General features: G+C 61.4%; 28 protein-coding genes. 11 read left to right on the plus strand and 17 right to left on the minus strand.

What is annotated here, in order from left to right; genetic code table 11:
- Nucleotides 1-147 precede the first annotated feature (147 nt).
- The 3 genes from ACWBU6_RS08995 (at nucleotide 148) to ACWBU6_RS09005 (ending at nucleotide 3,109) form a co-directional block, all read left to right on the plus strand.
- Nucleotides 148-2,199: a M13 family metallopeptidase gene (locus tag ACWBU6_RS08995; protein ID WP_452648465.1), complete on the plus strand. Its 2,052-nt coding sequence runs from the start codon at nucleotides 148-150 to the stop codon at nucleotides 2,197-2,199.
- 9 nt (nucleotides 2,200-2,208) lie between these two features.
- On the plus strand, nucleotides 2,209-2,823 hold the full coding sequence (locus ACWBU6_RS09000) for a class I SAM-dependent methyltransferase (protein ID WP_452648466.1): 615 nt from the start codon (nucleotides 2,209-2,211) through the stop codon (nucleotides 2,821-2,823).
- Nucleotides 2,824-2,902: 79 nt separating this feature from the next.
- The gene (locus ACWBU6_RS09005; RefSeq protein ID WP_055936965.1) at nucleotides 2,903-3,109 is read left to right on the plus strand and encodes a CsbD family protein; all 207 of its coding nucleotides are present in this window, start codon (nucleotides 2,903-2,905) and stop codon (nucleotides 3,107-3,109) included.
- An 85-nt stretch (nucleotides 3,110-3,194) separates the two neighbouring features.
- Here ACWBU6_RS09005 and ACWBU6_RS09010 read toward each other — a convergent pair whose 3' ends face one another.
- The 3 genes from ACWBU6_RS09010 to ACWBU6_RS09020 form a co-directional block, all read right to left on the minus strand.
- Complete coding sequence (locus ACWBU6_RS09010; RefSeq protein WP_452648467.1) at nucleotides 3,195-3,857, minus strand: glutathione S-transferase family protein; 663 nt, start codon at nucleotides 3,855-3,857, stop codon at nucleotides 3,195-3,197.
- A gap of 174 nt (nucleotides 3,858-4,031) precedes the next feature.
- Complete coding sequence (locus tag ACWBU6_RS09015; protein WP_452648468.1) at nucleotides 4,032-6,248, minus strand: DPP IV N-terminal domain-containing protein; 2,217 nt, start codon at nucleotides 6,246-6,248, stop codon at nucleotides 4,032-4,034.
- Between the two features lie 80 nt (nucleotides 6,249-6,328).
- Nucleotides 6,329-7,696 carry an MATE family efflux transporter gene (locus ACWBU6_RS09020; RefSeq protein WP_452648469.1) on the minus strand — a complete coding sequence of 456 codons (1,368 nt, stop codon included), beginning with the start codon at nucleotides 7,694-7,696 and terminating at the stop codon, nucleotides 6,329-6,331.
- Between the two features lie 97 nt (nucleotides 7,697-7,793).
- Between ACWBU6_RS09020 and ACWBU6_RS09025 the strand changes: the two genes are divergently transcribed.
- From ACWBU6_RS09025 to ACWBU6_RS09035, 3 genes are all read left to right on the plus strand, one after another.
- A complete protein-coding gene (locus tag ACWBU6_RS09025; RefSeq protein ID WP_452648470.1) occupies nucleotides 7,794-8,471 on the plus strand; it encodes a beta/gamma crystallin-related protein in 678 nt (225 codons plus the stop codon).
- 235 nt (nucleotides 8,472-8,706) lie between these two features.
- A complete protein-coding gene (locus ACWBU6_RS09030) occupies nucleotides 8,707-9,573 on the plus strand; it encodes a DnaJ C-terminal domain-containing protein (RefSeq protein ID WP_452648471.1) in 867 nt (288 codons plus the stop codon).
- A 3-nt stretch (nucleotides 9,574-9,576) separates the two neighbouring features.
- Nucleotides 9,577-9,888 (plus strand): chaperone modulator CbpM, encoded by a 312-nt coding sequence (locus ACWBU6_RS09035; RefSeq protein WP_452648472.1) that lies wholly within the window; start codon nucleotides 9,577-9,579, stop codon nucleotides 9,886-9,888.
- An 11-nt stretch (nucleotides 9,889-9,899) separates the two neighbouring features.
- Here ACWBU6_RS09035 and ACWBU6_RS09040 read toward each other — a convergent pair whose 3' ends face one another.
- Together ACWBU6_RS09040 and ACWBU6_RS09045 are read right to left on the minus strand one after the other, a co-directional pair.
- Nucleotides 9,900-10,187, minus strand: coding sequence for a hypothetical protein (locus tag ACWBU6_RS09040; protein ID WP_452648473.1), 288 nt, complete (start codon nucleotides 10,185-10,187; stop codon nucleotides 9,900-9,902).
- 92 nt (nucleotides 10,188-10,279) lie between these two features.
- On the minus strand, nucleotides 10,280-11,197 hold the full coding sequence (locus ACWBU6_RS09045) for a LysR family transcriptional regulator (protein WP_452648474.1): 918 nt from the start codon (nucleotides 11,195-11,197) through the stop codon (nucleotides 10,280-10,282).
- A gap of 100 nt (nucleotides 11,198-11,297) precedes the next feature.
- On the opposite strand from ACWBU6_RS09045, the gene ACWBU6_RS09050 reads away from it, so the two are divergent.
- From ACWBU6_RS09050 to pncB, 3 genes are all read left to right on the plus strand, one after another.
- Nucleotides 11,298-11,912: an FMN-dependent NADH-azoreductase gene (locus ACWBU6_RS09050; RefSeq protein ID WP_452648475.1), complete on the plus strand. Its 615-nt coding sequence runs from the start codon at nucleotides 11,298-11,300 to the stop codon at nucleotides 11,910-11,912.
- Nucleotides 11,913-12,050: 138 nt separating this feature from the next.
- Complete coding sequence (locus tag ACWBU6_RS09055; RefSeq protein WP_452648476.1) at nucleotides 12,051-12,881, plus strand: cysteine hydrolase; 831 nt, start codon at nucleotides 12,051-12,053, stop codon at nucleotides 12,879-12,881.
- The gene (pncB, locus tag ACWBU6_RS09060; protein WP_452648477.1) at nucleotides 12,881-14,071 is read left to right on the plus strand and encodes a nicotinate phosphoribosyltransferase; all 1,191 of its coding nucleotides are present in this window, start codon (nucleotides 12,881-12,883) and stop codon (nucleotides 14,069-14,071) included. The genes ACWBU6_RS09055 and pncB overlap by 1 nt, the downstream gene beginning before the upstream one ends.
- 18 nt (nucleotides 14,072-14,089) lie before the next feature.
- Here pncB and ACWBU6_RS09065 read toward each other — a convergent pair whose 3' ends face one another.
- The 6 genes from ACWBU6_RS09065 to ACWBU6_RS09090 all read right to left on the minus strand — a co-directional run bounded on the left by ACWBU6_RS09065 (nucleotide 14,090) and on the right by ACWBU6_RS09090 (nucleotide 18,383).
- Complete coding sequence (locus ACWBU6_RS09065) at nucleotides 14,090-14,389, minus strand: hypothetical protein (RefSeq protein ID WP_452648478.1); 300 nt, start codon at nucleotides 14,387-14,389, stop codon at nucleotides 14,090-14,092.
- Nucleotides 14,390-14,445: 56 nt separating this feature from the next.
- A complete protein-coding gene (locus tag ACWBU6_RS09070; RefSeq protein ID WP_452648479.1) occupies nucleotides 14,446-14,877 on the minus strand; it encodes a DUF4440 domain-containing protein in 432 nt (143 codons plus the stop codon).
- Complete coding sequence (locus tag ACWBU6_RS09075) at nucleotides 14,877-15,176, minus strand: antibiotic biosynthesis monooxygenase family protein (RefSeq protein WP_452648480.1); 300 nt, start codon at nucleotides 15,174-15,176, stop codon at nucleotides 14,877-14,879. The genes ACWBU6_RS09070 and ACWBU6_RS09075 overlap by 1 nt, the downstream gene beginning before the upstream one ends.
- A 48-nt stretch (nucleotides 15,177-15,224) precedes the next feature.
- Complete coding sequence (locus ACWBU6_RS09080; protein ID WP_452648481.1) at nucleotides 15,225-17,312, minus strand: TonB-dependent receptor; 2,088 nt, start codon at nucleotides 17,310-17,312, stop codon at nucleotides 15,225-15,227.
- Between the two features lie 101 nt (nucleotides 17,313-17,413).
- Nucleotides 17,414-17,692 carry a hypothetical protein gene (locus ACWBU6_RS09085; RefSeq protein WP_452648482.1) on the minus strand — a complete coding sequence of 93 codons (279 nt, stop codon included), beginning with the start codon at nucleotides 17,690-17,692 and terminating at the stop codon, nucleotides 17,414-17,416.
- Nucleotides 17,693-17,750: 58 nt separating this feature from the next.
- On the minus strand, nucleotides 17,751-18,383 hold the full coding sequence (locus tag ACWBU6_RS09090; RefSeq protein WP_452648483.1) for a hypothetical protein: 633 nt from the start codon (nucleotides 18,381-18,383) through the stop codon (nucleotides 17,751-17,753).
- A 231-nt stretch (nucleotides 18,384-18,614) separates the two neighbouring features.
- On the opposite strand from ACWBU6_RS09090, the gene ACWBU6_RS09095 reads away from it, so the two are divergent.
- A complete protein-coding gene (locus tag ACWBU6_RS09095; protein ID WP_452648484.1) occupies nucleotides 18,615-18,899 on the plus strand; it encodes a HigA family addiction module antitoxin in 285 nt (94 codons plus the stop codon).
- Here the strand turns inward: ACWBU6_RS09095 and ACWBU6_RS09100 are convergent.
- Nucleotides 18,879-19,124: a hypothetical protein gene (locus tag ACWBU6_RS09100; RefSeq protein ID WP_452648485.1), complete on the minus strand. Its 246-nt coding sequence runs from the start codon at nucleotides 19,122-19,124 to the stop codon at nucleotides 18,879-18,881. The two genes, ACWBU6_RS09095 and ACWBU6_RS09100, sit on opposite strands and share 21 nt — an antisense overlap.
- 115 nt (nucleotides 19,125-19,239) lie before the next feature.
- Nucleotides 19,240-19,593, minus strand: a complete 354-nt coding sequence (locus ACWBU6_RS09105) for a gamma-glutamylcyclotransferase family protein (protein ID WP_452648486.1) — start codon at nucleotides 19,591-19,593, stop codon at nucleotides 19,240-19,242.
- Nucleotides 19,594-19,677: 84 nt separating this feature from the next.
- Between ACWBU6_RS09105 and ACWBU6_RS09110 the strand changes: the two genes are divergently transcribed.
- The gene (locus ACWBU6_RS09110) at nucleotides 19,678-20,823 is read left to right on the plus strand and encodes a hypothetical protein (protein WP_452648487.1); all 1,146 of its coding nucleotides are present in this window, start codon (nucleotides 19,678-19,680) and stop codon (nucleotides 20,821-20,823) included.
- Here ACWBU6_RS09110 and ACWBU6_RS09115 read toward each other — a convergent pair.
- The 4 genes from ACWBU6_RS09115 to ACWBU6_RS09130 form a co-directional block, all read right to left on the minus strand.
- Complete coding sequence (locus ACWBU6_RS09115) at nucleotides 20,796-21,230, minus strand: hypothetical protein (RefSeq protein WP_452648488.1); 435 nt, start codon at nucleotides 21,228-21,230, stop codon at nucleotides 20,796-20,798. The genes ACWBU6_RS09110 and ACWBU6_RS09115 overlap by 28 nt on opposite strands.
- 208 nt (nucleotides 21,231-21,438) lie before the next feature.
- Nucleotides 21,439-21,864: a hypothetical protein gene (locus tag ACWBU6_RS09120; RefSeq protein WP_452648489.1), complete on the minus strand. Its 426-nt coding sequence runs from the start codon at nucleotides 21,862-21,864 to the stop codon at nucleotides 21,439-21,441.
- Nucleotides 21,861-22,040, minus strand: a complete 180-nt coding sequence (locus tag ACWBU6_RS09125) for a hypothetical protein (RefSeq protein WP_452648490.1) — start codon at nucleotides 22,038-22,040, stop codon at nucleotides 21,861-21,863. The genes ACWBU6_RS09120 and ACWBU6_RS09125 overlap by 4 nt, the downstream gene beginning before the upstream one ends.
- A 149-nt stretch (nucleotides 22,041-22,189) precedes the next feature.
- Nucleotides 22,190-22,885 (minus strand): XRE family transcriptional regulator, encoded by a 696-nt coding sequence (locus ACWBU6_RS09130; RefSeq protein ID WP_452648491.1) that lies wholly within the window; start codon nucleotides 22,883-22,885, stop codon nucleotides 22,190-22,192.
- Between the last annotated feature and the right edge of the window lie 87 nt (nucleotides 22,886-22,972).

Below are 22,972 nucleotides of genomic sequence, written 5' to 3' on the forward strand. Positions count from 1 at the left end.
TTGACGGCGCCGCACAGTATTCCCAGCTTTCTGCAGTTGATCCCCGAAATTTGCAGCCTGTCGCAATCGGACCATGTCGCGATGCTGTTGCAGTTAGAGTGCAGCCTGGCTCATTCCGCCGCTTATAACTAGATAGGGATACAAAAAATGCAAGCATCCACTCGCGTCACGCCGCTCAAGCTGGCCCTTACCCTGGCCTTCTGTGGAGCCGCCTTCGGGCTGGCCCCGGCGATTGCCCAACAGGCGGCCCCGGCTCCAACCGCGCAAACGCAAACCGCCGTCCCGCTGGCGGGCGACGATTTCTTCGGCCACGTGAATGCCGAATGGCTGGCCAAGACCCAGATCCCGGCCGACAAAGGCAGCTGGGGCGCCGGCTCGGCCTTGGGCGACGCGACCAACGAGCGCATCGTCAAGCTGATCGAGGAAACCGCCGCCAAGTCGCCAAGCGGCGACACCCGCCGCGTGACCGACTTCTACCGCAGCTTCATGGACGAAGCGGCAATCGAAGCGCACGGCCTGGCATCGCTCAAGCCTGAACTGGAAAAGATCGACACCATCAAGGACAAGGCGGGCCTGGTGCGTGCGCTTGCCGCGTCCATCCGCGCCGACGTGGACCCGCTGAACGCCACCAACTTCTACACCGAGAACCTGTTCGGCATCTGGATCGCGCAAGGCCTGACTGAGCCGAAGCATTACGTCCCTTACATCCTGCAGGGCGGCCTGGGCATGCCGGACCGCGCCTACTACCTGGACGACAACCAGCGCATGCACCAGCTGCGCACCGCCTACCAGGCCCACATCGCCGCCATGCTGAAGCTGGCCGGCTACAGCGAGCCGGAAACCCGCGCCGCCCGCGTCTATGAGCTGGAGCGCAAACTGGCCCAGGCCCACGCCAGCCGCGAAGACTCCGCCAATATCCAGAAGGCCAACAACACCTGGACCATGCGCGACTTCGCCGCCAAGGCGCCGGGCATGGACTGGCGCGCCTTCTTCCGCGCTGCCGGCCTGGGCAAGCAGAACAAGTTCATCGTCTACCACCCGAGCGCCATTACCGGCAGCGCAGCGCTGGTGAACGAGATGCCGCTGCAGGCCTGGAAAGACTTCCTGGCCTTCCACACCGTGAACCATTTCGGCGGTTTCCTGCCGAAAGCCTTCGTCGACCAGCGCTTCGAGTTCTACGGCCGCACCCTGAACGGCACGCCGCAGCTGTCGCCGCGCTGGAAGCGCGGCCTGAGCGCCGTGAATAACGCCGTACCTGATGCCGCGGGCAAGATGTACGTCGAGCGCTACTTCCCGGCCGAAGCCAAGGTGCGCCTGCAGACCATGGTCGCCAATATCGTCGACTCTTTCCGCAAACGCGTCGATGCGCTGGAATGGATGGCCCCGGCCACCAAAAAGGAAGCGCAGGAGAAACTGCGCACCCTGTACGTGGGTGTCGGCTATCCTGACAAATGGACGACCTACGAAGGCCTGGAAATCAAGCCTGACGATGCAATGGGCAACGCCCTGCGTGCTGAAAAATTCCACTACAAGCAGGAACTGGCGAAGCTGGGCAGGAAAGTCGACCCAACCGAATGGTGCATGCCGCCGCACGTGGTGAACGCCGTGAATATGCCGATGCAGAATGCACTGAACTTCCCGGCCGCGATCCTGCAGCCGCCGTTCTTCGACATGAAGGCCAGCGATGCCTTGAACTACGGCGCCATCGGCGCGGTGATCGGTCATGAGATCAGCCATAGCTTCGACGACACGGGGGCCCAGTTCGACTCCAAAGGCCGCCTGCGCGACTGGTGGACCAAGGAGGATGGCGAGCATTTCAAGCAAGCCTCAGCCAAGCTGGTGGCGCAGTACGACGCCTATGAAGCCTTCCCCGACCTGAAGCTGAACGGGACCCTGACCCTGAGTGAAAACCTGGCCGACCTGGCCGGCCTGGCCGCAGCGCTGGATGCCTATCATGTTTCGCTGGGCGGCAAAGCCACCCCGGCGCAAGACCGCGACTTCTTCAACGGCTATGCTGCGAGCTGGGCCAACAAGGCGCGCGACGCATCCCTGCGCAACCAGATCATGACCGATGGCCACGCGCCGGCCAAATGGCGCACCTACACCGTGCGCAACCTGGATGCCTGGTACCCGGCCTACGACGTGAAGCCGGGCCAGAAGCTATACCTGGCGCCTGAACAGCGCGTGCGCGTCTGGTAAAGTAGGGCGATGGAGGACATCGAGCAGATCACCCGCCGCACGCTGCAGCACTACGAGCGCAATGCGCAAGCCTTCCTCGAAGGCACGCGCGACCACGACGTAAGCCAGAACATTGCGGCGCTGCTCGATGCGATAGAAGGAACGCCTCCGTTCCGCATCCTTGATTTGGGTTGCGGCCCCGGCCGCGACCTGCGCGCCTTCAAATCGCTTGGCCATGAGCCGGTCGGCCTCGATGGCTCGGCCCATTTTGTGGAGATGGCGCGAAACTGGAGTGGCTGCACCGTCCTGCACCAGGATTTCGTTGCGCTTGACTTGCCGCCTGCATCGTTCGATGGCATCTTCGCCAATGCGTCACTGTTCCACGTTCCAAGCGCCGTGCTGCCCGAAGTGCTGGCGCGCCTGCGTGCTGCTTTGAAGCCGCGCGGAGTCCTGTTCAGTTCCAATCCGCGCGGCCATAACGAAGAAGGCTGGAACGGCCCGCGCTACGGCTGTTACTTCGATTTCGAAACCTGGTCCGAAGTGCTTACTGCAGCCGGTTTCGAAGCAGTCAGCCACTATTACCGCCCGGCAGGTTTGCCGCGCGAACAGCAGCCATGGCTGGCTTCAGTCTGGCGTAAGGGTTAGTTCTGTTAGCTTGCGTACAGTAGCTGTCGATGCCTGTTCGTATGATTTGCTCGTCGCACTTTTTAATGAGGAGCGCATCATGAACAAGGACCAAGTGAAGGGCAAGGCCAAGGAAATCGGCGGTAAGATCCAGGAAGAAGCTGGCGAACTGGTCGGCAGCTCGAAACAGCAGGTGAAGGGCGTTGCGAACCAGGTCGAAGGCAAGCTGCAGAAGCAGCGCGGCGACCTGCGTGAAGCAATCGACGACGCCACGGACGAGCTGATCGACCGCGGCAACCGCCAATAAGGTAGTTGCTGGGGGCCAGGATGCACGGTGTGCACCCTGGCCCTTTTCTTTTTGGGGTTCCAGCGCGTCCGAAGCGCCACCGGCATTACGACTCGCCGGCGGGCACACCTAGCGGGAACATGTGACGATATGGCTTGGCTTCGGCCCAGCAGCGGGCGAACGATGGTCGTTCGCGCAGGCGGCGCAGGTAGGCCATGACATGTTCATGCTTGTCGGGGATCGGGTGCGACCAGTGTGCATACAGCAGGAAGGGCGCCGCTGCGCAGTCGGCCATGCTGAATGCATTGCCCGCGGCCCAGGTGCGATTAGCCATGATCTTGTCCAGCCAGGCGTAAGCGGTATCGAGCTTGCGGCGCGCTTCGGCCGTACCGTAGCCATCGCGCTCGCCCTCGGGGCGCAGGACGTCTCCCACCAGCTTTTGCTGCGGCGTGGCGACGTGGTTGTCGAAGAAGCGGTCCATCATGCGCACTTCCAGCGCGGCTTTGGGGTCGGCGGGCAGCAGCTTGACCGGGCCGGGATAATGCAGCGCCAGGTGTTCGATCACGATGCTTGCCTCCACCATCATGCGCTCGCCATCTAGCAGGATAGGAAACTTCTGGATCGGCCACAGCCCGGCAAATTGCGCGCAGTTCTCGGGATGTTCAGGCGACAGCATGCGGTATTCGAATGGCGTACCGTTCTCATACAGCGCGATCAGCGCCTTCATCGAATAGGAAGAAAGAGGATGGTAGAACAGTTGCAAGGACATGGTGCCTCCGTCGGTGATGGTTGATCGTATCATTACGACGGATGATGGGCGCCGAAATCGACGGCTTCACGCGGAAAACCTGGTGCGCTGGCTACATGCGCGGCGCGGCGCGGCAAAGAAAAAGCCCGCCGGCTTGCGCGGGCGGGCTGGAAGGCGAGGGCGGCTGCACCGGCCTTAGTTCGATTCCGGTTTCAGGTGCTTGCGGAAGAAGGCGTCGATGTAGGTCTGCACGTGCCGCTTGGCCAGGCGGTTCGACACGCCATGCTTGGCGCCCGGATAGGTCATCAGTTCGAACTGCACGCCACGGTTCACCAGTGCGTCGATCATCTTGGTGGTGTTGGTGAACAGGACGTTGTCGTCCGCCATGCCGTGGATCAGCAGCAGGTTCGACTTCAGGCCATCGACGTGATGGAACACGTTCGATTGCTTGTAGCCTTCCACATTGTCCTTTGGGTGATCCATGAACTGCTCGGTGTAATGGGTGTCGTACAGGCCCCAGTCAGTCACCGGAGCGCCCGATACCCCGGCTGCGATCTTGTCCGAACCTTGCGACAGCAGGCGCAGGGTCATGAAACCGCCGTAGCTCCAGCCGTACACGCCAATGCGCTTGGCGTCGACGAAGGACTGCTTGCCCAGCCAGTCGATGCCGGTCAACTGGTCTTCCACTTCCACCTTGCCCAGGTTGCGGTAGATGGCGTCGGTGAACACGCGCTCGCGGCGCGAGGAGCCGCGGTTATCGAGGCGGAAGACCACATAGCCCTGCTGCGCCATGTACTGGTCGAATTGCTGGCCATCCCACCTGCGGGTCACGTGCTGCGCGTGCGGGCCGCCATAGGTGGACAGGTAGACCGGATACTTCTTGCTGGCGTCGAACTTGTACGGCTTGATCATCGAGAAGTACAGGGTCTGGCCATCCTTGGCCTTCATATTGCCGAATTCGACCGGCAACTGGTCCGATTTGTACTTGAAGTATGGGTGAGATTCGTTGACTTCATTCTTTTCCAGCCAGCTGACGAGCGTGCCGTCCGGACGGCGGATCGCCACCTGCGGCGGGGTAGCCGGATCGGACCAGGTATCCACGAACACTTCACCATGCTTGGAGAACGAGGCATCGTGCCAGCCGTCAGCCTGGGTGATGCGCTTTGGCTTGCCGGCGGTGGAGCCGTCCAGTTTCAGTTCGTAGACCTGCTTGTCGTAGACCGCATCCTTGTTGGAGGAAACGAAGACCTTGCCGGCTTTCTCGTCCACCGCCAGCACATTGTCAAAGCCCCATTCGCCTTTGGAGATAGCGTGTTTCAGCTTGCCTTCCATGCTGTACAAGTACAGGTGGTTGCGGCCGGTACGCTCGGACGACCAGATGAAGCCTTTGCCGCTTTCCAGGAAGCGCAAGTCATCGTTGATGGTGGTCCAGGTTTTTGCGGTTTCGGTCAGCACCGGGCGCTGCGCCAGGGTGGCTGCATCGACTGCGATCAGTTCCAGCGTCTTCTGGTCGCGAGACTGGCGTTGGAAGAACAGCGACTTGGAATCCTTGCTCCAGTCGGCACGCACCAGGTAGATATCCTTGTTGGCGCCCAGGTCCACTTCGCGGATTTCGCCGCTGGTTGGCGACACGATCTTCAGGCCCACGATCGCATTCGGATCGCCTGCGGCAGGGTAGCGCTGTTCCACCACGTCGGTGCGGTCGGCGTAGATCTCGAACCGGCGTGCCACCGGCACTTGCGCTTCATCGTACCAGCGGAAGGCAATCGCGGAATCGTCCGGCGCCCAGTAGTAGCCGGTGAACTGGTGCATCTCTTCCTGCGCCACGAATTCGGCTTCGCCGTTATGCACGGTGCCCTTGCCGTCGGTGGTCAGCTGGCGCTCCTTGCCGGTGGCCAGGTCGATTACGAACAGGTTCTGGTTGCGGACGAACGAGACGTATTTGCCCTTGGGCGAAATCTTCGGATCGATCACGCTGCCCGAAGCCACCAGGCGTGCGCTGTCAGGCCTGGACAAATCGACCAGGTACAGGTTGCCGGCCAGCGGCACCAGCAGCTGCTTGCCGTCCGGCGACCAGTTATAGGAAATGATGCCTTTCAGCGCAGCGGTACGGGCACGTTCGCGCAGCGCTTTTTCAGCGTCGGACAGGTTCTCGACCGGAACCAGGGCCTTGGAGTCGACCAGGCGGCGCGTGGTCTTGTCCTTCATGTTGTATTCCCACAGGTCCATCTGGAACTGGTCGTCCGGACGGGCGCGCAGGAAGGTGACACGGGCGCCGTCCGGCGAAACTTTGAGGGAGCGCACGCCAGGGCCGGACAGGGCCGGGTCGGCGTACAGGCGTTCCAGGGTCAGGCGTTCGGCGGAAGCGGTGCCGGCAGCCAGGAGGGCTGCCAGGGTGAGGATAAGGCGCATTGTTTGTCCCGGATTGGTTTGCTTACGAATCGCAAGACAATACCAGAACCCGTTCCCGCTGATATTCGGAATGCTACGCCCTATGCCGTTTTTCCTTCGGTCACGCGCGAATTTGACAGTGTGCGCAAGTAGGCTGTGAGCAAAATGGCAGCAATCGTCAAGCCGAGCACAAGGCCGATCCAGAAGCCGGCTGCCGCCATTTCCTGCCACAGGCCCAGCAGGCAACCGACCGGCAGCGCAAACACCCAGAAGGCCAAAAGCTGGATCAGCATCGGCCCGCGCGTTACCTTGTAGCCGCGAATCGCGCAAGCCGCCGCCACTTGCGTTGCATCGGATAGCTGGAACAGCGCGGCAAACAGCAGCAGTGTGACGCAGGTCTGCTGCACGGCGGGATCGCTCGTGTAGGCAGCCGCAATTTCATTGCGGAACACTGCAATGAAAGCTGCCGACACCACCGCGAACGCCAGCGACATGCCCAATCCGACCCATGATGCCGACCGGGCGCGGCGCGCATCGCCTTCGCCTATCGCCTGTCCTACGCGCGTCACCATGCCGATGCCAAGGCTAAGCGGCACCATGAACACCAGCGATGAGAAGTTCAGCGCAATCTGGTGCGCCGACTGTTCGATCACGCCAAAGCGCGCCACCAGCAACGCCACCGCCCCGAACGCACTGACCTCAGCGAAGTAGGTCACGCCGATCGGCAGGCCAAGCCGCAGCATGCTGCGGATTTCCGGCCAGTGCGGCCCCTCCCAGTGGGTGAAAGGGTAGGTGGCGCGATAGGCGCCTGAAATGCGCATCCACAGCAGCATGGCGCCCAGCATCAGCCACATGCAGATGCCGGTCGATACCGCACAGCCCACGCCGCCCATCGCCGGCAAGCCCCAATGGCCGAAGATCAGCAGCCAGTTCACCAGCACGTTGACGGCCAGCCCGATGAGGGCGATCACCATCACCGGCTTGGTCTGGTTGATGCTGGCGCTGTAGCCATACAGCGCGCGGTAGCAAGCGAATGGCGGCAGGCCGAAGCTGATGATGTGCACGAACAGCGAAGCGCGCTGGTTCACTTCCGGCGCCAGCTGCAGGTGGTCGAACAGCAAGGTGCAAAGGTTGGCCAGCAGCATGGCCACCAGGCCGACGCCCAGGCCTTTCCACAAGCCCTGGCGCACCAGGTGTGGAATGCGTTCGTAACTGCCGGCGCCCACTTCATGCGCCACCAGCGTGTTCATGGCCATCATGGTGCCCATCACGGTCACCAGCACGATGGACCAGATCGCAGCGCCGGTCGACACTGCCGCCAGTTCGGAAGCCCGGGTGTGGCCGGTCATTGCCACGTCCGCCACCGCCATGCCAACGGTAGCGAGTTGCCCGATCAAGACTGGCCAGGCCAATTTCCATAATGCTGTTGCTTCTCTGCGTAAGTTGGAGGTCGAAATTGTCGTCGGCATGTGTTGCACAGTAGGAATTTGTTACAAGGTAGGGTAGTCTAACGGCCTTTGCGCCGCGTTAGAGCGCTTAGGATGCCTGAATATCGGAGATTTAGTAATGAAGAATACCTTGACCGCCGCTTTCCTGCTGGCAGCTTCCCTTCTCGGCCAGGCCGCATCGGCCGGCGAACTGCAGCTTTTCTCGCGTGAAGACTTCCGCGGCCAGCGCGTGGTGATTGCCGACGGCGCGGCCAACAATTTCCGCGACTTCGACTTCAACGACCGCGCTTCAAGCCTGGTGGTGCGCTCCGGCACCTGGGAGTTGTGCGAGCACGTTAATTTCCAGGGCCACTGCGCTGTGTTCGAGCGCGGCGAGTACCCAGACCTGCGCCGCTTCAACAATCACTTCTCGTCCGCCCGCGAAATTGAGCGCCGCCGCGATCGCGGCCAAGGCTGGGGCTGGGGCCGCGATAATCGCGACGACCGCGACGATCGCTGGCGTGACGAGCGCCGCGAGGAACGCCGCGAATACCGCGAAGAGCCGCGCGGCCCGGCGGTGGAGCTGTTCAATGACAACGGCTTCCGCGGCCGTATCGTCCAGATCAATAACGATATGGACACCCTGCGCCATGCCCATTTCAACGACAACGCCAACTCGATGGTCGTCAACTACGGTACCTGGGAAGCCTGCGAACACGCCGATTTCGGCGGCCAGTGCCGCACGTTCGGTCCGGGCCGTTATCCGGACCTGAGGGACTTCAGCGACCGTATTTCGTCGATCCGCCGCGTGCGTTGACCGTCGCATGCGCCGCAAAAAAGAACGCGCTGCACAGCGCGTTTTTTGTAACCTGGATTTGTAAAGTCGCCCCCACTGGCTGCAATATTATTGCTAAATGGCACTAAAATTTCCTTGGTTGCCGCGAGCAAATACAGACTTATATAAGCGCTAAGCTGAAGCAATCCCCAAAGAGGGGCCGTTCGTGCGCCTTTTCCGCTAGACTGGCGATGACGCCATTTCGGGAGCACGCGACGTGGAATACAAGGATTATTACGCCACGCTGGGAGTCGCCAAGACTGCCAGCGAAGAAGAGATCAAGAAGGCTTACCGCAAGCTGGTCCGTAAATATCACCCGGACGTCAGCAAGGAAGCTGATGCCGATGCCCGCACCAAGGAACTGAACGAAGCTTATGGCGTGCTGGGCGATCCCGAAAAGCGTGCTGCCTACGATTCGCTGGGCGGCGGCCAGTACCGCGCCGGCCAGCAATTCCGCCCACCACCCGACTGGGGCGCCGGCTTCGAAGGCGGCAGCGCCGAAGACTTCTTTGCCGACCTGTTCGCCCATGTCGGCGGGCAGCGCGGCCGCCGCCAGGGCTTTCGCATGCGCGGCGACGATATCCATGCCGTTCTCGAAATCAGCGTGCTCGATGCCTACAGCGGCGCGCAGCGCGAGATTTCGCTGGGCCGCGAGCGCACACTCAAGGTCAACATTCCAAAGGGCGTGACGGCCGGCCAGCAATTGCGCCTGGCCGGACAGGGCCAGCCCGGCATCAATGGCGCCGAGGCCGGTGACCTTTTCCTCGAGATCGCATTCCAGGCCGACGACCGCTATCGCGTCGAAGGCCGCGACGTCCATGAAAAAGTGCCGATCCCGCCATGGCTTGCTGCACTGGGCGGCGAGCGTGAAGTGGGCACGCCCTCGGGCCGCGTGACCGTGACCGTGCCGCCCAATTCCCAGGGCGGCCGCAAGCTGCGCCTGAAAGGGCGCGGCATTCCCGCCGCCAGTAGCTCCGGCTCGGCAGGCGACCTCTATCTGACGCTGGAAATCTTTGCCCCGCCGGCCGATACTCCCGAGCGGCGTGCGCTATACGAACGGATGCAACGCGAAATAGGAGGATGAGCGATGCCAAAGGAAGAGATTGTGGAAGGCGTGCCGCTGGAGTACCAGGCGCTGACGCTGGATGAGCTGGCACGCGCATGCGCCGTCGAGCCGGAATGGGTCGTGCAGCACGTGCAGCGCGGCATCCTGCTCGGCCGGCAAGAGGCCAGCATCGAAACCCTGCAATTCACCAGTGTGGACCTGGGGAGGGCGCGTCGCCTGGCCCAGCTTGAACGGGATTTCGATGCGGACGAAGACTTGGCGGCGCTGGTGGTGGACTTGTGCGACGAAGTCCGTCGCCTGAAATCGCGCCTGCGCGCCGCCGGGATGGCTTAGCCGCTTGGGGCTTAGCGTTGCTGGTCACGGCCGCCGCGATTGCCGCGGTTGCCGGTGTTGCCCTCTTCCTCATCCAGCAGGTCATCGCTGCTGCCTTGGCGCTGGCCCTGGCCAACATCGCTCTGCTTGTTGCCACGGTCCTGGTCGGATTGCTTGTTGCCGCGCTCCTGGTCGGATTGCTGATTGCCGCCGGTCAAGTTTTCGCGCTGGCCCTGTTGGCGATTACCGCCGCTTTGGCCAGCTTGACCAGCCTGGTTGCGCCAATCGTCCGATTGTTCAGTGTCCTTGCGTGGTGTCATGATCGCTCTCCTTTGTGGTTGAAGCGGTTCCATGCTAGGCCGATGCCGCAGACTAGCCTGTAGGTGCACACGCCGCTAGCCTGTAGGAATGCTTAGAAAGCCTCTTGCGGCAATGTATGGTCGAGGTCGATGAATTTCTGCCGCAGCCATTTGCCGGCCGGGCCCAGTTCATCATCGCCGCGGTGGATCACGAACAGCGGGTATTCCAGCTCACTGCCTTCCTGGGTATGCAGGCGCACCAGGCGTCCTTCCGCCAGGTCGCGCAGGACCGTGTGCTCGGGCATATTGCCCCAGCCGAGTCCGCCTAACAGCAGCGCATGTTTGGAGCCGAGGTCGCCCAGGCGCCAGTCGCGCAAGCCCAGTACGCCGAAATCGCGGCCCTCGGTCAGCGGGCTGCGGTCGGTCACCACCAGTTGCAGGTGCTCGCGCAACACCGAGGTCGGGATCGGCGCTGCTTCGCGCGACAATGGATGCAGCGGCGAGCAGACCGGCATCATTTTCACGAAGCCTGCCGCATGGCGCTCGATATTGACGGGCGCGGTCGCCGCCATGCCCGCCACGCCCAGCTGGCAGCGGCGGTCGGCCACCATTTGCGCCACCGCGCCCAGCGCTTCGGTATGCAAGCGCAGGGAAACGGTCGGGAATTCGCGCTGGAAGTGTTCGAGCGCTCGCACCAGCACGCAGGCCGGGAACATCACGTCGACCACGATGCATAGTTCCGCCTCCAGCCCCAGGCCGAGCGCCTTGGCACGCGACCGCATGCCGTCTACTTTGCTGGCCACCGCGCGGGCATCGGCCAGCAGCGCCTTGCCTGCTTCAGTCAGGGTGGGCTTGCGCGTGCTGCGGTCGAGCAGGGCAATATTCAGCTGTTCTTCCAGGTTGGCGATGGTGTAGCTGATGACCGACTGGGTACGGTGCAGGGCGCGTGCCGCATGGGCGAAACCGCCATGGTCAATCACCGCGATAAAGACGCGCAACTGGTCGAGGGTGGGATGGCCGGGGTCTCGCATATCAATAAAATCGATATTTTCTATCGTTATAAAACCTATTTCGTCGATAATAAACCCGTTCTAAGATGGCCGCAATCACCACCTTTCTTGGAGCAAGTCCATGGCAAACGTTCTCTACATCAACAGCAGCGTTCGTAGCGCGGGTTCCCTGTCGCGCCAGCTGTCGTCCGCATTCATCGCCAAATGGAAGGCCGCCAACCCGGCCGATACCGTGATCGAGCGCGACCTGGCAGCCAATCCGGTGCCGCACCTGAGCGAACAAATGATGGGCGCCTTCTTCACGCCAGCCGAAGCGCGCAACGCCGAGCAGGCGCACGTCGTCAAGGTCTCGGATACCCTGGTCGACGAACTGATTGCAGCGGACGTAGTGGTCATCGGCGCCCCCATGTACAACTTCTCCGTGCCATCGTCGCTGAAGGCCTGGATCGATCACGTAGCGCGCGCCGGGCGTACCTTCCAGTACACCGCCAACGGCCCGGAAGGCCTGCTGAAAGGCAAGAAGGTCTACGTCTTCACCGCCAGCGGCGGCGTGTACAGCGAAGGTGCAGCCGCAGCCTACGACCACCTGAGCACCTTCCTGCGCACCGTGCTGGGCTTCATCGGCCTGACCGACGTACAGTTCATCCGCGCCGAAGGCGTCGCGATGGGAGAGCAAGCCGTCGCCGCCACCCTGGCTAAAGCCCAGCAGTCAATCGAACAACTGGTCGCCGCCTGATACAGCCCAGCCCGTGTCACACCTTGGGGTCACACCCCAAGTGTGACACGGGCGCGGCCATTCACTCTCGCGTAGTGGACTTGGCAGCATTGGCCCGCCGGCCGTGCTGCTTTTTTTGTCATTTGCTATCATTGCACAATGAAACGCCACTACCACTTGCTCATCATCGATCCGCAGAACGATTTCTGCGACTTGCCTCCACCTGCCGCGCCGGCCTTGCCGGTGCCGGGCGCCCATCAGGACATGCTGCGCCTTGCCAGTCTGATCGAACAAGGCGGCGCCGGGCTTTCGGCCATTACCGTCACACTCGACTCGCACCACCGCTATGACGTGGCGCACCCGACCTTCTGGCGGACGGCCGATGGCGCAGCGCCCGGGCCGTTCACGCAGATTGCCGCCGCCGACGTGCGCGCGGGCCGCTTCGCGCCGCGCGACCCTGCCGCCTTGCCGCGCGTGCTCACTTATCTGGACGCGCTGGAAGCCGCCGGCCGCTACCAGCTGATGGTCTGGCCCGTCCACTGCGAAATCGGTAGCTGGGGCCACAATGTGCACGATGCGGTGCGCGCTGCCTACAATGCCTGGGAAGAGGGCCGCCATGCCGTGGTGGCCAAGGTCGGCAAGGGCGCCAATCCCTGGACCGAGCACTATTCCGCCGTCATGGCCGAAGTGCCTGATCCGGCCGACCCGGCTTCGCAACTGAATCGCGAACTGATCGTCAGCCTGTCGCAAGCCGATACCATTTACATTACCGGTGAAGCCGGCAGCCACTGCGTGAAGGCGACCACCGAGCATATTGCCGATCACATCGATCCGCGCAAGCTGGTGCTGGTAACGGACTGCATGAGCCCGGTCTCCGGCTTTGAGTCCCAATATCTCGAATTCGCGCAAGCCATGCAGCGCCGCGGCGCGCGCCTGGCCACTTCCGCTGAAGTGCTGCCGGAACTGTTGGCCAATGCGGAGAACAACTGATGACCCCTGTCGTACGCAGTCTGCTTGAAACCGACCTGTATAAGTTCACGATGTGGCAGGCCTTGCTGCATAGCCATCCGAGCGCGCATGCCGAGTATGAGTTCGTGTGCCGCAACCAGACCGTTTTCCCCTTGTCGGAAATGAAGGAAGAAGTCGAGGCGCAGCTTGACCACCTGTGCGGCATGTCCTTTACCGAGGACGAGTTGAATTACCTGCGTTCCCTGCGCTATATCAAGAGCGACTTTGTCGATTTCCTGACGGTGTTCCGCTTCCAGCGCAAATTCATCGAAGTGCGTGCGGAAGGCGACACCCTGGTAATCCGTGCCGAGGGTCCGCAAGTGCACATCATGGCCTATGAGATCTTCGTGCTCTACATCGTCAATGAGCTGTACTTCCGCCGCGTGGGTACGCAGGCCGCGCTGGACGAAGGGCGCAAGCGCCTCGGCGAAAAGATCGCGCAGCTAAAGGCTTTTGCCACTACTCCCGCATTGCGCCATCCCTTCGAGTTTTCCGACTTCGGCTTGCGCCGCCGTTTTTCGGCGGCCTGGCACGACGAGGTCGTCGAGCGCCTGGCGCGCGAGGTGCCAGAATGCTTTAAGGGTACCTCCAACGTCTACATCGCGAAAAAGTCCGGACTGATCCCGATCGGCACCATGGCCCACGAGTACATGCAGTCCTTCCAGGCCTTTGGCGTGCGGCTGCGCGAGTTCCAGAAAGCTTCGCTCGAGGCGTGGGTGCAGGAGTATCGCGGCGACCTTGGTATCGCGCTGACCGACGTGGTGGGCATGGATGCCTTCCTCAACGATTTCGACCTGTATTTCGCCAAGCTGTTCGACGGTTTGCGGCACGACTCCGGCGATCCTATCGTGTGGGGCGAGAAGGCCATCGCGCACTACCTGGCCTTGCGCATCGATCCCAACACCAAGCGCCTGGTGTTCTCGGATGGGCTGGATTTCGAGACGGCGTTCCGTTTGTATCGCCAATTTGCCGACCGCATCATGGTCGGCTTCGGCATCGGCACCTGGCTGACCAACGATGTCGGCATCAAGCCGCTGAATATCGTGATGAAGCTGATCCGCCTGAACGGGCAATCGGTTGCCAAGCTGTCCGACTCACCGGGCAAGACGCTGTGCAAGGATGAGACGTTCCTCGCCTATCTGCGGCAAGTGTTCAACCATCAGGCCTCCTGAGTAGGGAGGCTTGTCGTATCAGGCCTCCTGGCCGCCGAAACGCGACATGATGCCGTCGGCCTGTTCGCGCTGGGCGTCGTCGTCGACGTCCACCGACAGCAGTGCGGCAGGGCGGTCCGGCTTGTCGGTATTGTCGACGTCGTCCGGTGTCAGCGAATCCATGATGTTCTGCACGGCCGATGTGGTGGTGTTCAGCGGACGTGCTTCATGCAGGTTCAGTTGCACGGCCGAATTGGCAAAGCCTTCGGCCAGCAGGGCGCTGCGGGCGCCCTCGGCATCGGCGATCTGGCGGAAATTACGGTAAATGGTGCTTGGCATGATAGGTCTCCTGTTTGACGGGATTGTCGCGTAAGGCGCCGCAAGGCGGCGCGCGTTTACTTCGCCTTGGCCTTGCGCGACGACCAGTGCAGATGGACGATCTGCCAGCCGTTCCCCGCCTTCTCCAGCACGGCCGTTTCGAGCCCGAACAGGTGAACCTCGGCATCCTTGTAAGTGCCGGTGGTTTCCGTCTCACGCAGCACGATAGCGGTCGCGCCCGCACGGCGTTCTTCATGCCGGATCAGCCGCGCTTTGGTGCTACGCAGGAAGTCGATATCGCCGTCGAGATGATTTGCCGCATATTCGTCGCGGCTATTCTCGGTATAGCCTGATTCGAATATCCTGACATGGGGACTGAGCAGCGCCAGCACCGCATCGCGCTTGCCCTCGGCCAGCGCGCGCTGGAAGGCGTCCATGGTTTCAGCCGGTGTGGCTGCCAAAGCGGGAAGGCTGGCCGCAGCCAGCAGCAGGCAGGCAAGGATTCGCATCAGAATCCCGCAACGACGTTGCTGGTGTGCTCGACGCGCGGAGTGTTGGCGAAGTATTGGCCAACCATGCTGCGCCAGGTCTGGAAGTCCTCGCTGCCGCGGAAATCGACGGTGTGGTTTTCCAGCGTTTCCCACACAATGACCAGCATATAGGTATTGGCGCGCTCGATCACGCGCTCCAGCCGCATTGACTTGCAGCCTTTCGCGCGCTGGAACAGCGGCACAGCCTTCTGCACCGCTGCTTCAAACCCGGCACCCTGGCCATCCTTGATCTCAAATTCCGCCAGCTCGTAAATCATCGGGACATTCCTTTCGCAAAGTAATGTCCCGATTGTGCCTCAGATGGATCAGAAGCGGTAGCGGGCCGTTACGCGGACATTGCGCGGTGCGCCCGGCAGGTTAAGCAGCTTGCTTGACCCGTGGCCGGAAACGATGTAGTCCCGGTCGAACAGGTTGTTCACGTTGAGCTGCACATCGAAGGCGGTGGTACGGTAGGCCACCATGGCATCGACCACTGTGTAGCCAGGCAGGGTGGTGGTGTTGCCCGGATTGGCAAAGCGGTCGCCCTGGTAGTTCACGCCGGCGCCGGTGAACCAGCCGCCGCCCAGTGCCTTATTCAGCCATACGTTCGCGCTGCGCTTGGGCGTCAGCGTTGGTTGCTTGCCTTGAACGTTCTGGCCGTCGTCGCGGGCGATGGACTTGATGATCTCCGCGTCCATCAGGGCCAGGCCGGAAGCGATTTGCCAGCCCTGGCCCAGTTCACCCGTGAAGGTCAGTTCCAGGCCGTCGGTACGCTGGGTGCCGACCGGCATGACGATGCTGGTGACCGGGTCGGTGGCTTTGATGCCGGTGCGCTGCAGGCGGAACAGCGACGCACCAACGGTCGCCTGGCCGCCAAACAGGTCGATCTTCGCACCCACTTCCTTGTTGGTGGTTTCTTCCGGCTCGATGGCGGCGTTGTTGGCCGCCAGCGCGAAAGTTTCACCCGAGGGCTGGAAGGACTTGCTGAACGAAGCATAGTAGGAAACGTTGCCGCTTGGCTGGTAGACGATGCCGGCGCGCGGGCTCCAGGCGCGGTCGGTGCGCTCCAGGTCCTTCTGGCCTACGCGGCGCTCGCGCGTCTCCTGGCTAAAGTCATCGTAACGCACGCCGGCCAGCAGCTTCCACTGCGGCGTCAGCGTCGCCAGGTCCTGCACGTAGACGCTCTTGTTCTTCATGATGCCCAGGTTGTCGGTGCCTGGCGCGACGTTGGCTTGCAGCTGCAGCACCGGCAGCACCGGCTTGAACAGGTTGACCGTCGCTACATTGGTCTTGGAGCGGTTGACCTGGTCCTTGTCCTGCTTGCTGAACTCCACGCCGTACAGCAGCTGGTGCTGCATGCCGAAGAATTCTGCGCGCTGGGTCAACTCGGTCTGGTTGAAATAGCCGTCTTCCTCGCGGCGCACATTGCCGTGGGTGAGGGAAGCGGTTTGCGCCGCCTCATTGACGCTGCCCACCAGCGTGTTATTGCGGTTCAGCGAATAGTCGTAGCGGCGGAAGGCATTGCGCAGCGACCAGCTGGCGTTGATGCGATGCTCCAGCACTGCGGCCAGCGATTTCACGCGCGCCTGGCTGAAGTCCACGTCGCGCGCATTGGCGGCGCCGAAGTAGGTGCCGGGTTCAACGTCAACCGGCCTGCCCTTGTAGGAAGGGATGCCAAAGTCGGTCAGGCGGCGGTCGGACAGGTATTCAGCCTGCAGCAGCAGGGAGGTGTCGGCATTCAGCTTCCACAGCAGGGAAGGCGACAGCGCCTCGCGCTTGAGGAACTGCTGGTCGCGGTAGCTGTCCGAATCTTCCTTGGCGCCGGTGACGCGGAAGGCGACGCCGCTATCCTTCAGGTTGCGCGCCACGTCGAATTCGCCGCGCTTCTTGCTCCAGCTGCCGAAGGTCACACTGGCCTCGGTGCGATCGATGCCTGGCTTCTTGGTAATGCGGTTGATCATGCCGCCCGAAGAACCACGGCCATACAGCACCGAGGCAGGGCCTTTGATCACTTCAATCTGTTCGATATTGGACAGGTCGCGGAAATACAGCGAGTCGTCGCGCACGCCGTCGATGAACTGGTCGGCAATCGCGGTAAAGCCGCGAATGGTCACCTGGTCGCGCTGGCCGTCGCCGTGCGACAGGCCGACGCCCGGAATGCCCTTCATCACGTCCTCCATCGAGCTCGCGCCCAGGTCGCGCATCAGCTCCTGCGGCACCACATTCACGGTTTGCGGAACGTCGCGCAGCGGCGCGTCGATCTTGGTGGCGCTGGTGGCGGTGCTCGGGTTGTAAGCGGCGTCGCGTGCTGCGGTGACGGTAACGGCGGGGAGGGTGGCTTCTTCGGCGAAAACTGCGAAGTGCGGCAACGCCAGCGTAATGGCGAGCGCCAGCGGGGACTTGTTCAACGACATGCTATTTCCTAAGTGGCTACGTAATGAGAATTGTTATCATTCGCAATTATGCGCCACCCAGGAAATTTGTTCAACGGAAAAACTTGTGCTGGATCAAGAATTTAGCGTTCGCTGCGCCGGACGGTATCGGGACCTGTATCCCGTTGTTCGCCCTGCCGGTACTGGGGCCCGGTCTGAAACCCGTGCTCGCGATCGCACTCTTCGACGCCACCCGATAGCAGGTCGTCGGTGCGGCCCGCCGATTCTGCCGACTGCTGGTTGCCTTCCTGCGATTGGGATAAGGTGCGGCGGCCGGTGCAACCGGCGCCCATGGTCGCGATGCTGCTGGTGCCATCGTGGGTTTGCTGCTCCAGGCTGCGTCCCCTGTTGAGTGTGGACATGATTGCCTCCTTGTAGCTACGGCCAGTAGTCTATTTTAGGCCTGCACCAAGGAATATCCTAATTCTCGGTGTACTTGCGGAGCAGCAGGTTGAAACGTTTGTTGCCTTCGGTGCCGAGCCAATTCCAGAGGGTATCAACCTCGTGGCGGTGCGCTTCATAATAGGCAGGGCTGGTCGCGAGCCAGTTATGGGATCTCAGCACGGGTTTTCCCAGCCGGACCAATTGGCCTTTGTAGCGGTCGGCCACATACTTATCAAGGTCCGAGGCCGAAATCATCGGCACGACGAAGGCATCGATGCGGCCAAGCTGCAGTTTGTCGAAGTTGCTGGGCACGGTGGGCGCGCCCTGGTCAAGGATGGCCCCGGCCTTTGCCAGCCGCGCGCCGTAGGAAGAGCCATACATCACCCCGACTCGCTTGCCGCGCACCATTTCCATCGGATCGAGGTTGCGCGGATAGCCGTCACTGGCGCGCACAAAGGCGACCACGACCACCGAGGTGGCGCGCCTGGTATCCGGTTTGCCTTGCGCGTCGCGCGGAATGACGACGCCGGGCAGTCCATCGGCCGAGATATCGACAGGAATAAAGTCCACCGCACCGCTAGCGAGGGCACTGCGCAAGCGCATCACCGGCAGCCGCACCAGTTCCAGGGCGCAGCCGCCACTGGCGGCAAACTCACGGACCCATTCCACACTGGCTCCCGCAGGCTCCGGCACTGAGGGCCCATTCCCCATCCAGTATGGCGGGCGATGCTGGTCGGGATAGGCGAATCGGATAGTGCCGCAGGCGGCATGGACGTTATGGGCAGCGAACGCGAGAAGGGTGGCCGCAATGAAAGCTGTGCATTTCATACTGTCGCTATTCTAAGCCAACAGTATTGCACGCGACAGCACAGGAGTAAAATCGGAAAGAAGGAGGCGATTATGGAAACCACAATGCGCCCGATCCATCCGGGCGAGGTCTTGCTGGAAGAATTCATGGACCCGATGGGCTTGACCGCGAGTACGCTGGCCGGTGTGCTGCACCTGGAACCTGGCTACCTGACAGGTATCGTGCGGCAGGAGCGCAGCATCTCTCCCGCCACCGCCCAGCAGCTCGCCAGCTATTTCGACACCACGCCGGAATTCTGGCTCGACCTGCAGTCCACCTATGACACGCGCCGGGCCTTGCTGAGAGGGCGGCGCGCGCTAAAACGCACGCTGCATTGAGTCGCTGCGGCGGTCGCTGGAGTGCCAGGGCAGGGAGGCCACTGACCGTACCTGGGTCGGAAAGCGCTCGGCGAAGGAGCGGATCAGCATGTGCTCCACTCCGCAGATGGCGAGGTAGGTGTAGGCCGCTCCCTGGTCGAAAGCCAGGGCCGTGCGCACTGCCATGTCGAATCGCTCGGCGGTGCCGCTATCGCTTCGTCGTTCCTTGTTGCTGCGTTGATCCACGCTGCCTCCTCAAGTCAGCGAACATGCTACATCGCGCAGGTGAAGTCGTTCTGTGCGTCAGTCCACATCGAGGACGCAATAGCCGTTCACGCTGGGATCGTGTTTGAAAGCTGCTTCAATCCGGGTCGCGGGCATCCACATAGGCCCACGCAACAGTTCCGGATGCCAGCGTAATGCTGCGCCGCCTATACGCGGCCACCTCGTATTGGTCCGCCTGCCGCAGTTCCTCGGGTGTGACCAGGAGCACCGAGCCAGCCACGGCATCCTGCTCGCTGCTGCTGCGTGAGATGATCGGATGATGCGTCTTGCCGCTGGTCGCAACAACTGCGGGATCGTCAATCTCCAGCAGCCCAAGCTTATATCCATTCAGCCGGTCTGGCATGCCATCGAGCTTGCGTCCGAACGTCGCGAGCTGCACGCCTTCCTGCTGCAAGGTCCCGTACGAAAACAGCTTGTCGAATTCCGGCATTGCAGCTCCCATGTGATCACACATTGGTTTAATGATAATGTATCTCGGCTGTCTTCCATTCAAACACCTATACCGGAGCAAAGAATGCGACAAGATACCCAGCCACATTTCCCAAGCGTCCTGCGCCTGTCCGGCGGCCTGCTCCTGGCAGCAGCGACAGGCTTCGCGGCCGCAGAGCCATGCCGCCCTGTCAGCACGGACGCGGAGCTTTCCAGCTACACCCAGGCGCAGGGAACCCAGGCCACGGTTGCGCGGGACATCTGCTACGCCGAGGGCACGGCGTGGGAGGAGAAGTCGCCAGCCGGCCCATACGATGTAACGCTGGACCAGCGCTTCGATTTCTACCGTCCCGCCTCCCTGCCCGCATCGCAGAAGTTGCCTTTGATCATATGGGCGCATCCGAATGGCGCCACCGATAATTTGCCGCAGCAGGGAGAGCTGTATCCGAAGCTGGTAACGCCGGCGCTGGCGCTGGGCTTTGCATTCATGTCGATCGAGTTCCGCCATCCAGTGGCGAGCCAGAAGGTTGGCCAGCCGCCCAATCTCGATGTCCCAAACACAGACATCGCCCGTGCCGTGCAATGGGCGCGTCACCGCTCCGGCATGCTCGGAATTGATGGCAGCAATATCTTCATCGTCGGCCAATCGCGCGGCACGCTGGGTCTGATGAATGCCTTGTCGAAGAACCTGGCCGATGACCAGAGCCCGTTCCCTTACCAGGCCAGGTCTTCCCGCGTCAGGGCCGTATATGCAGTGCAAGCGCAAACCACCTATGAAAAACAGCAGGTAAGGCAGACCTTCCTCCACCCGGACAGTTGGCCAGCATTCGATCAGCGCTATGCCGACTTCCATCAGCCAGGCAGCGCAATCAATGAAATCACAACCGACGACCCGCCAATTGCAATGCGCTACGAGCGGCAGCCGACGGACCAGTCGCTGCAAACAGTCATCCCCTTGCGTCTACCGGCACAAAACGGAAGCTGCGCCTATCCGGAGGGATGCTTTGACTTTCATCATCCGAACTTCGGCTTGAAGCTGCACCTCGCGTTCAAGGCTCTCTCACCAGCGCAACCGGCTGCGAAATTCGACATCGCGTATGGTGTGCAGACCGCATACCTCTACGTTGATCAGGCAACAGGAAAGCCCTATGCCTGCTTCTTCGCCAAGAACCTGACGCTGGAGGGGCGTGCGAACCTTAGTCCTTATGCCATCGAGGTTTGCGGACTGTGATGCGGGGGGAGATGGAGCGCTATCCACGCTTCCAGCTTTTCGATCTGGTCGGCCGCGTCTAACTCCAGGGCGGAAGGTTCGGCGCGACGCTGGCCGGCCAGGCTACGTAGCCGGCGGATCAGGTCCTGGCTTGTCAGGAGTGAAGGGGCCGGCGACGGAAAGCCTCCGGCCATGGTAATCACAGCGGTGCGCTCCTTGCTTCGAAGGGTGTTCGCAGCCCCTTCGGCTGCGCGCTCCTTATTCCCGTGTGGCCGTTGGTTCTGAGGCGTAAGACGATCTAGCGCCCGGATGATCGCATCTGCTGCGCGAAGCTCGGTTATCAGAATTTGAATCGCCATATGTGCTGTGAGCCGGCCGGCGGTCACGGATGTGTGGCTTTGAAACGCGTTCATTAAAATGTCCTTCATGCTTGTCGGCTAAGGCGTTGCGCTGCATTCATCAGGGTGGGGCGGCCATGCCGGCGCAAGTATGCTCCGCTTCTTCTTGACGGTGATGATGGGGCCGGCCGTCCTCCCGATTTCATTCGATGCGAGTCCAGACTTGCGGGGCAGGGTAATCACCCTCCGGCGGGAACTTCCCGATGGTTTATCCGATGCGTTGGTCATGATGTCGTGTTCAATCAAGGTCGTTCGCTTGAGCTTTTCGCCAGTCAAAACGGTCGCGCTCCTTGCGCGGCTTCTGCAAAGCGACAATGGCAAGGGTCTTTGCCAGTGCGGGCTGTTTAAGCATTTCGTCGAGAGGCATCGAGGTGCGCAGGGCGCGATGCGCGCGTTCCAGCGCCGCACGGTCCGGCACTTGGTGATTTGCCTTCCCAGGCGCGACCGCTATGACGCATGGAGCCTCGCCAGGCAATTTCACTGTCACGGAGAGCCGCATCATCGCCTCTTCGTAATTTGCAATGGCGATTCGCAGATTGTCGCTTGTGTTGCCGCCGTCCCGCGGACCATTTGACTCAAGCAGATCGAGGGCCCTCGATGCGGCGTCGCGAAGGCATTGCCCTGCCGAGGCAATACTCCCTGGACGGAAGATCGCCTCATTCATTCGCGGAAATCCTTTGAATGCTCTTGTATGGACTGCTGCAAGAGTTTGCCGATGTTGCGGGCGGTAATGTAATCGCGCCCCTTCATGCCCGCATGGCAGTCCAGCACCCGGGCGCGAACGACGACGCGATACGCAAGGCTGTTGTCTTCAAGATGGCAGGTTTTTTTCACATCCATGTTTGCTCCATCGCAGAAAGATCGTTGATAGTGCATTAAACACGGTGTGTAGAAGATTGTCAAACAATTTGTTTATTGTGCGGGCCGCATCTAAACGTGATGTGAAAAAAAACCCGCTTCAGCGGGGATCTGCCGGCTTGCTAGCCGGGTCAAATGCGATCGGTTTCGCGTCTTACGATGCGCCCAACAATGATGCATTCGCCACCACGGCAACTCTTGCGGCGGTATTTGACCTGGTCGGGATTGTCCGAAGCGAGCCACCATTGTCCTGCATCGCGTGAAAGGCGCTTGATAACAGCTTCACCTTCGTAATTGAAAGCGTACACCGCGCCATCCGACATCTTCGTATCGGCAGTATTGATGATCACCATGTCGCCCTCGTACAGGTTGGGCTCCATACTGTCACCCTTTACGGTGACTGCGATCAGCTGGTTCGGGTGGTAGCCATTTCGGTCCACCCAGTTTTTGGCCACACTCAACGTGCTGCCATCGTGAATCTCTGGCACGGTTTGAAATCCTGTCACGCCGGCGCGCAACTGCAGCTGCACCTTAGGCACATGGTAAAAGTTCGGATCGTTTGCTTCAGCGACGACAACGGACATTACGTTCGAGTACTGGGGCTCGGCATCGCAAACTGTCATCGGGCCGAGTCCGGATTCAAGCCATGTGGCCGAACAGCCAAACACCGCTTGCGCCTTCAGAAGGCCAGGCTTGGAGATGCCTCTGGCTTCCCAGTTGTTGATGGTTTGCGGCGATGCGTTCAGTGCGCGAGCCACGTCGGATTGCCCGTCGATCCCGCGCAGCGCTTTCGCAGCCTCGTATAGCCGTGTCATTTGGATATTCATGGGCGCAATTGTCGCTCGTGTTAAACAGAATGTGTTACACAATTTGTTTAATGTGGCTTGACTTGTTTATAAACATGTTGTTTAATA

It is taken from the genome of Pseudoduganella sp. HUAS MS19, assembly GCF_053615455.1.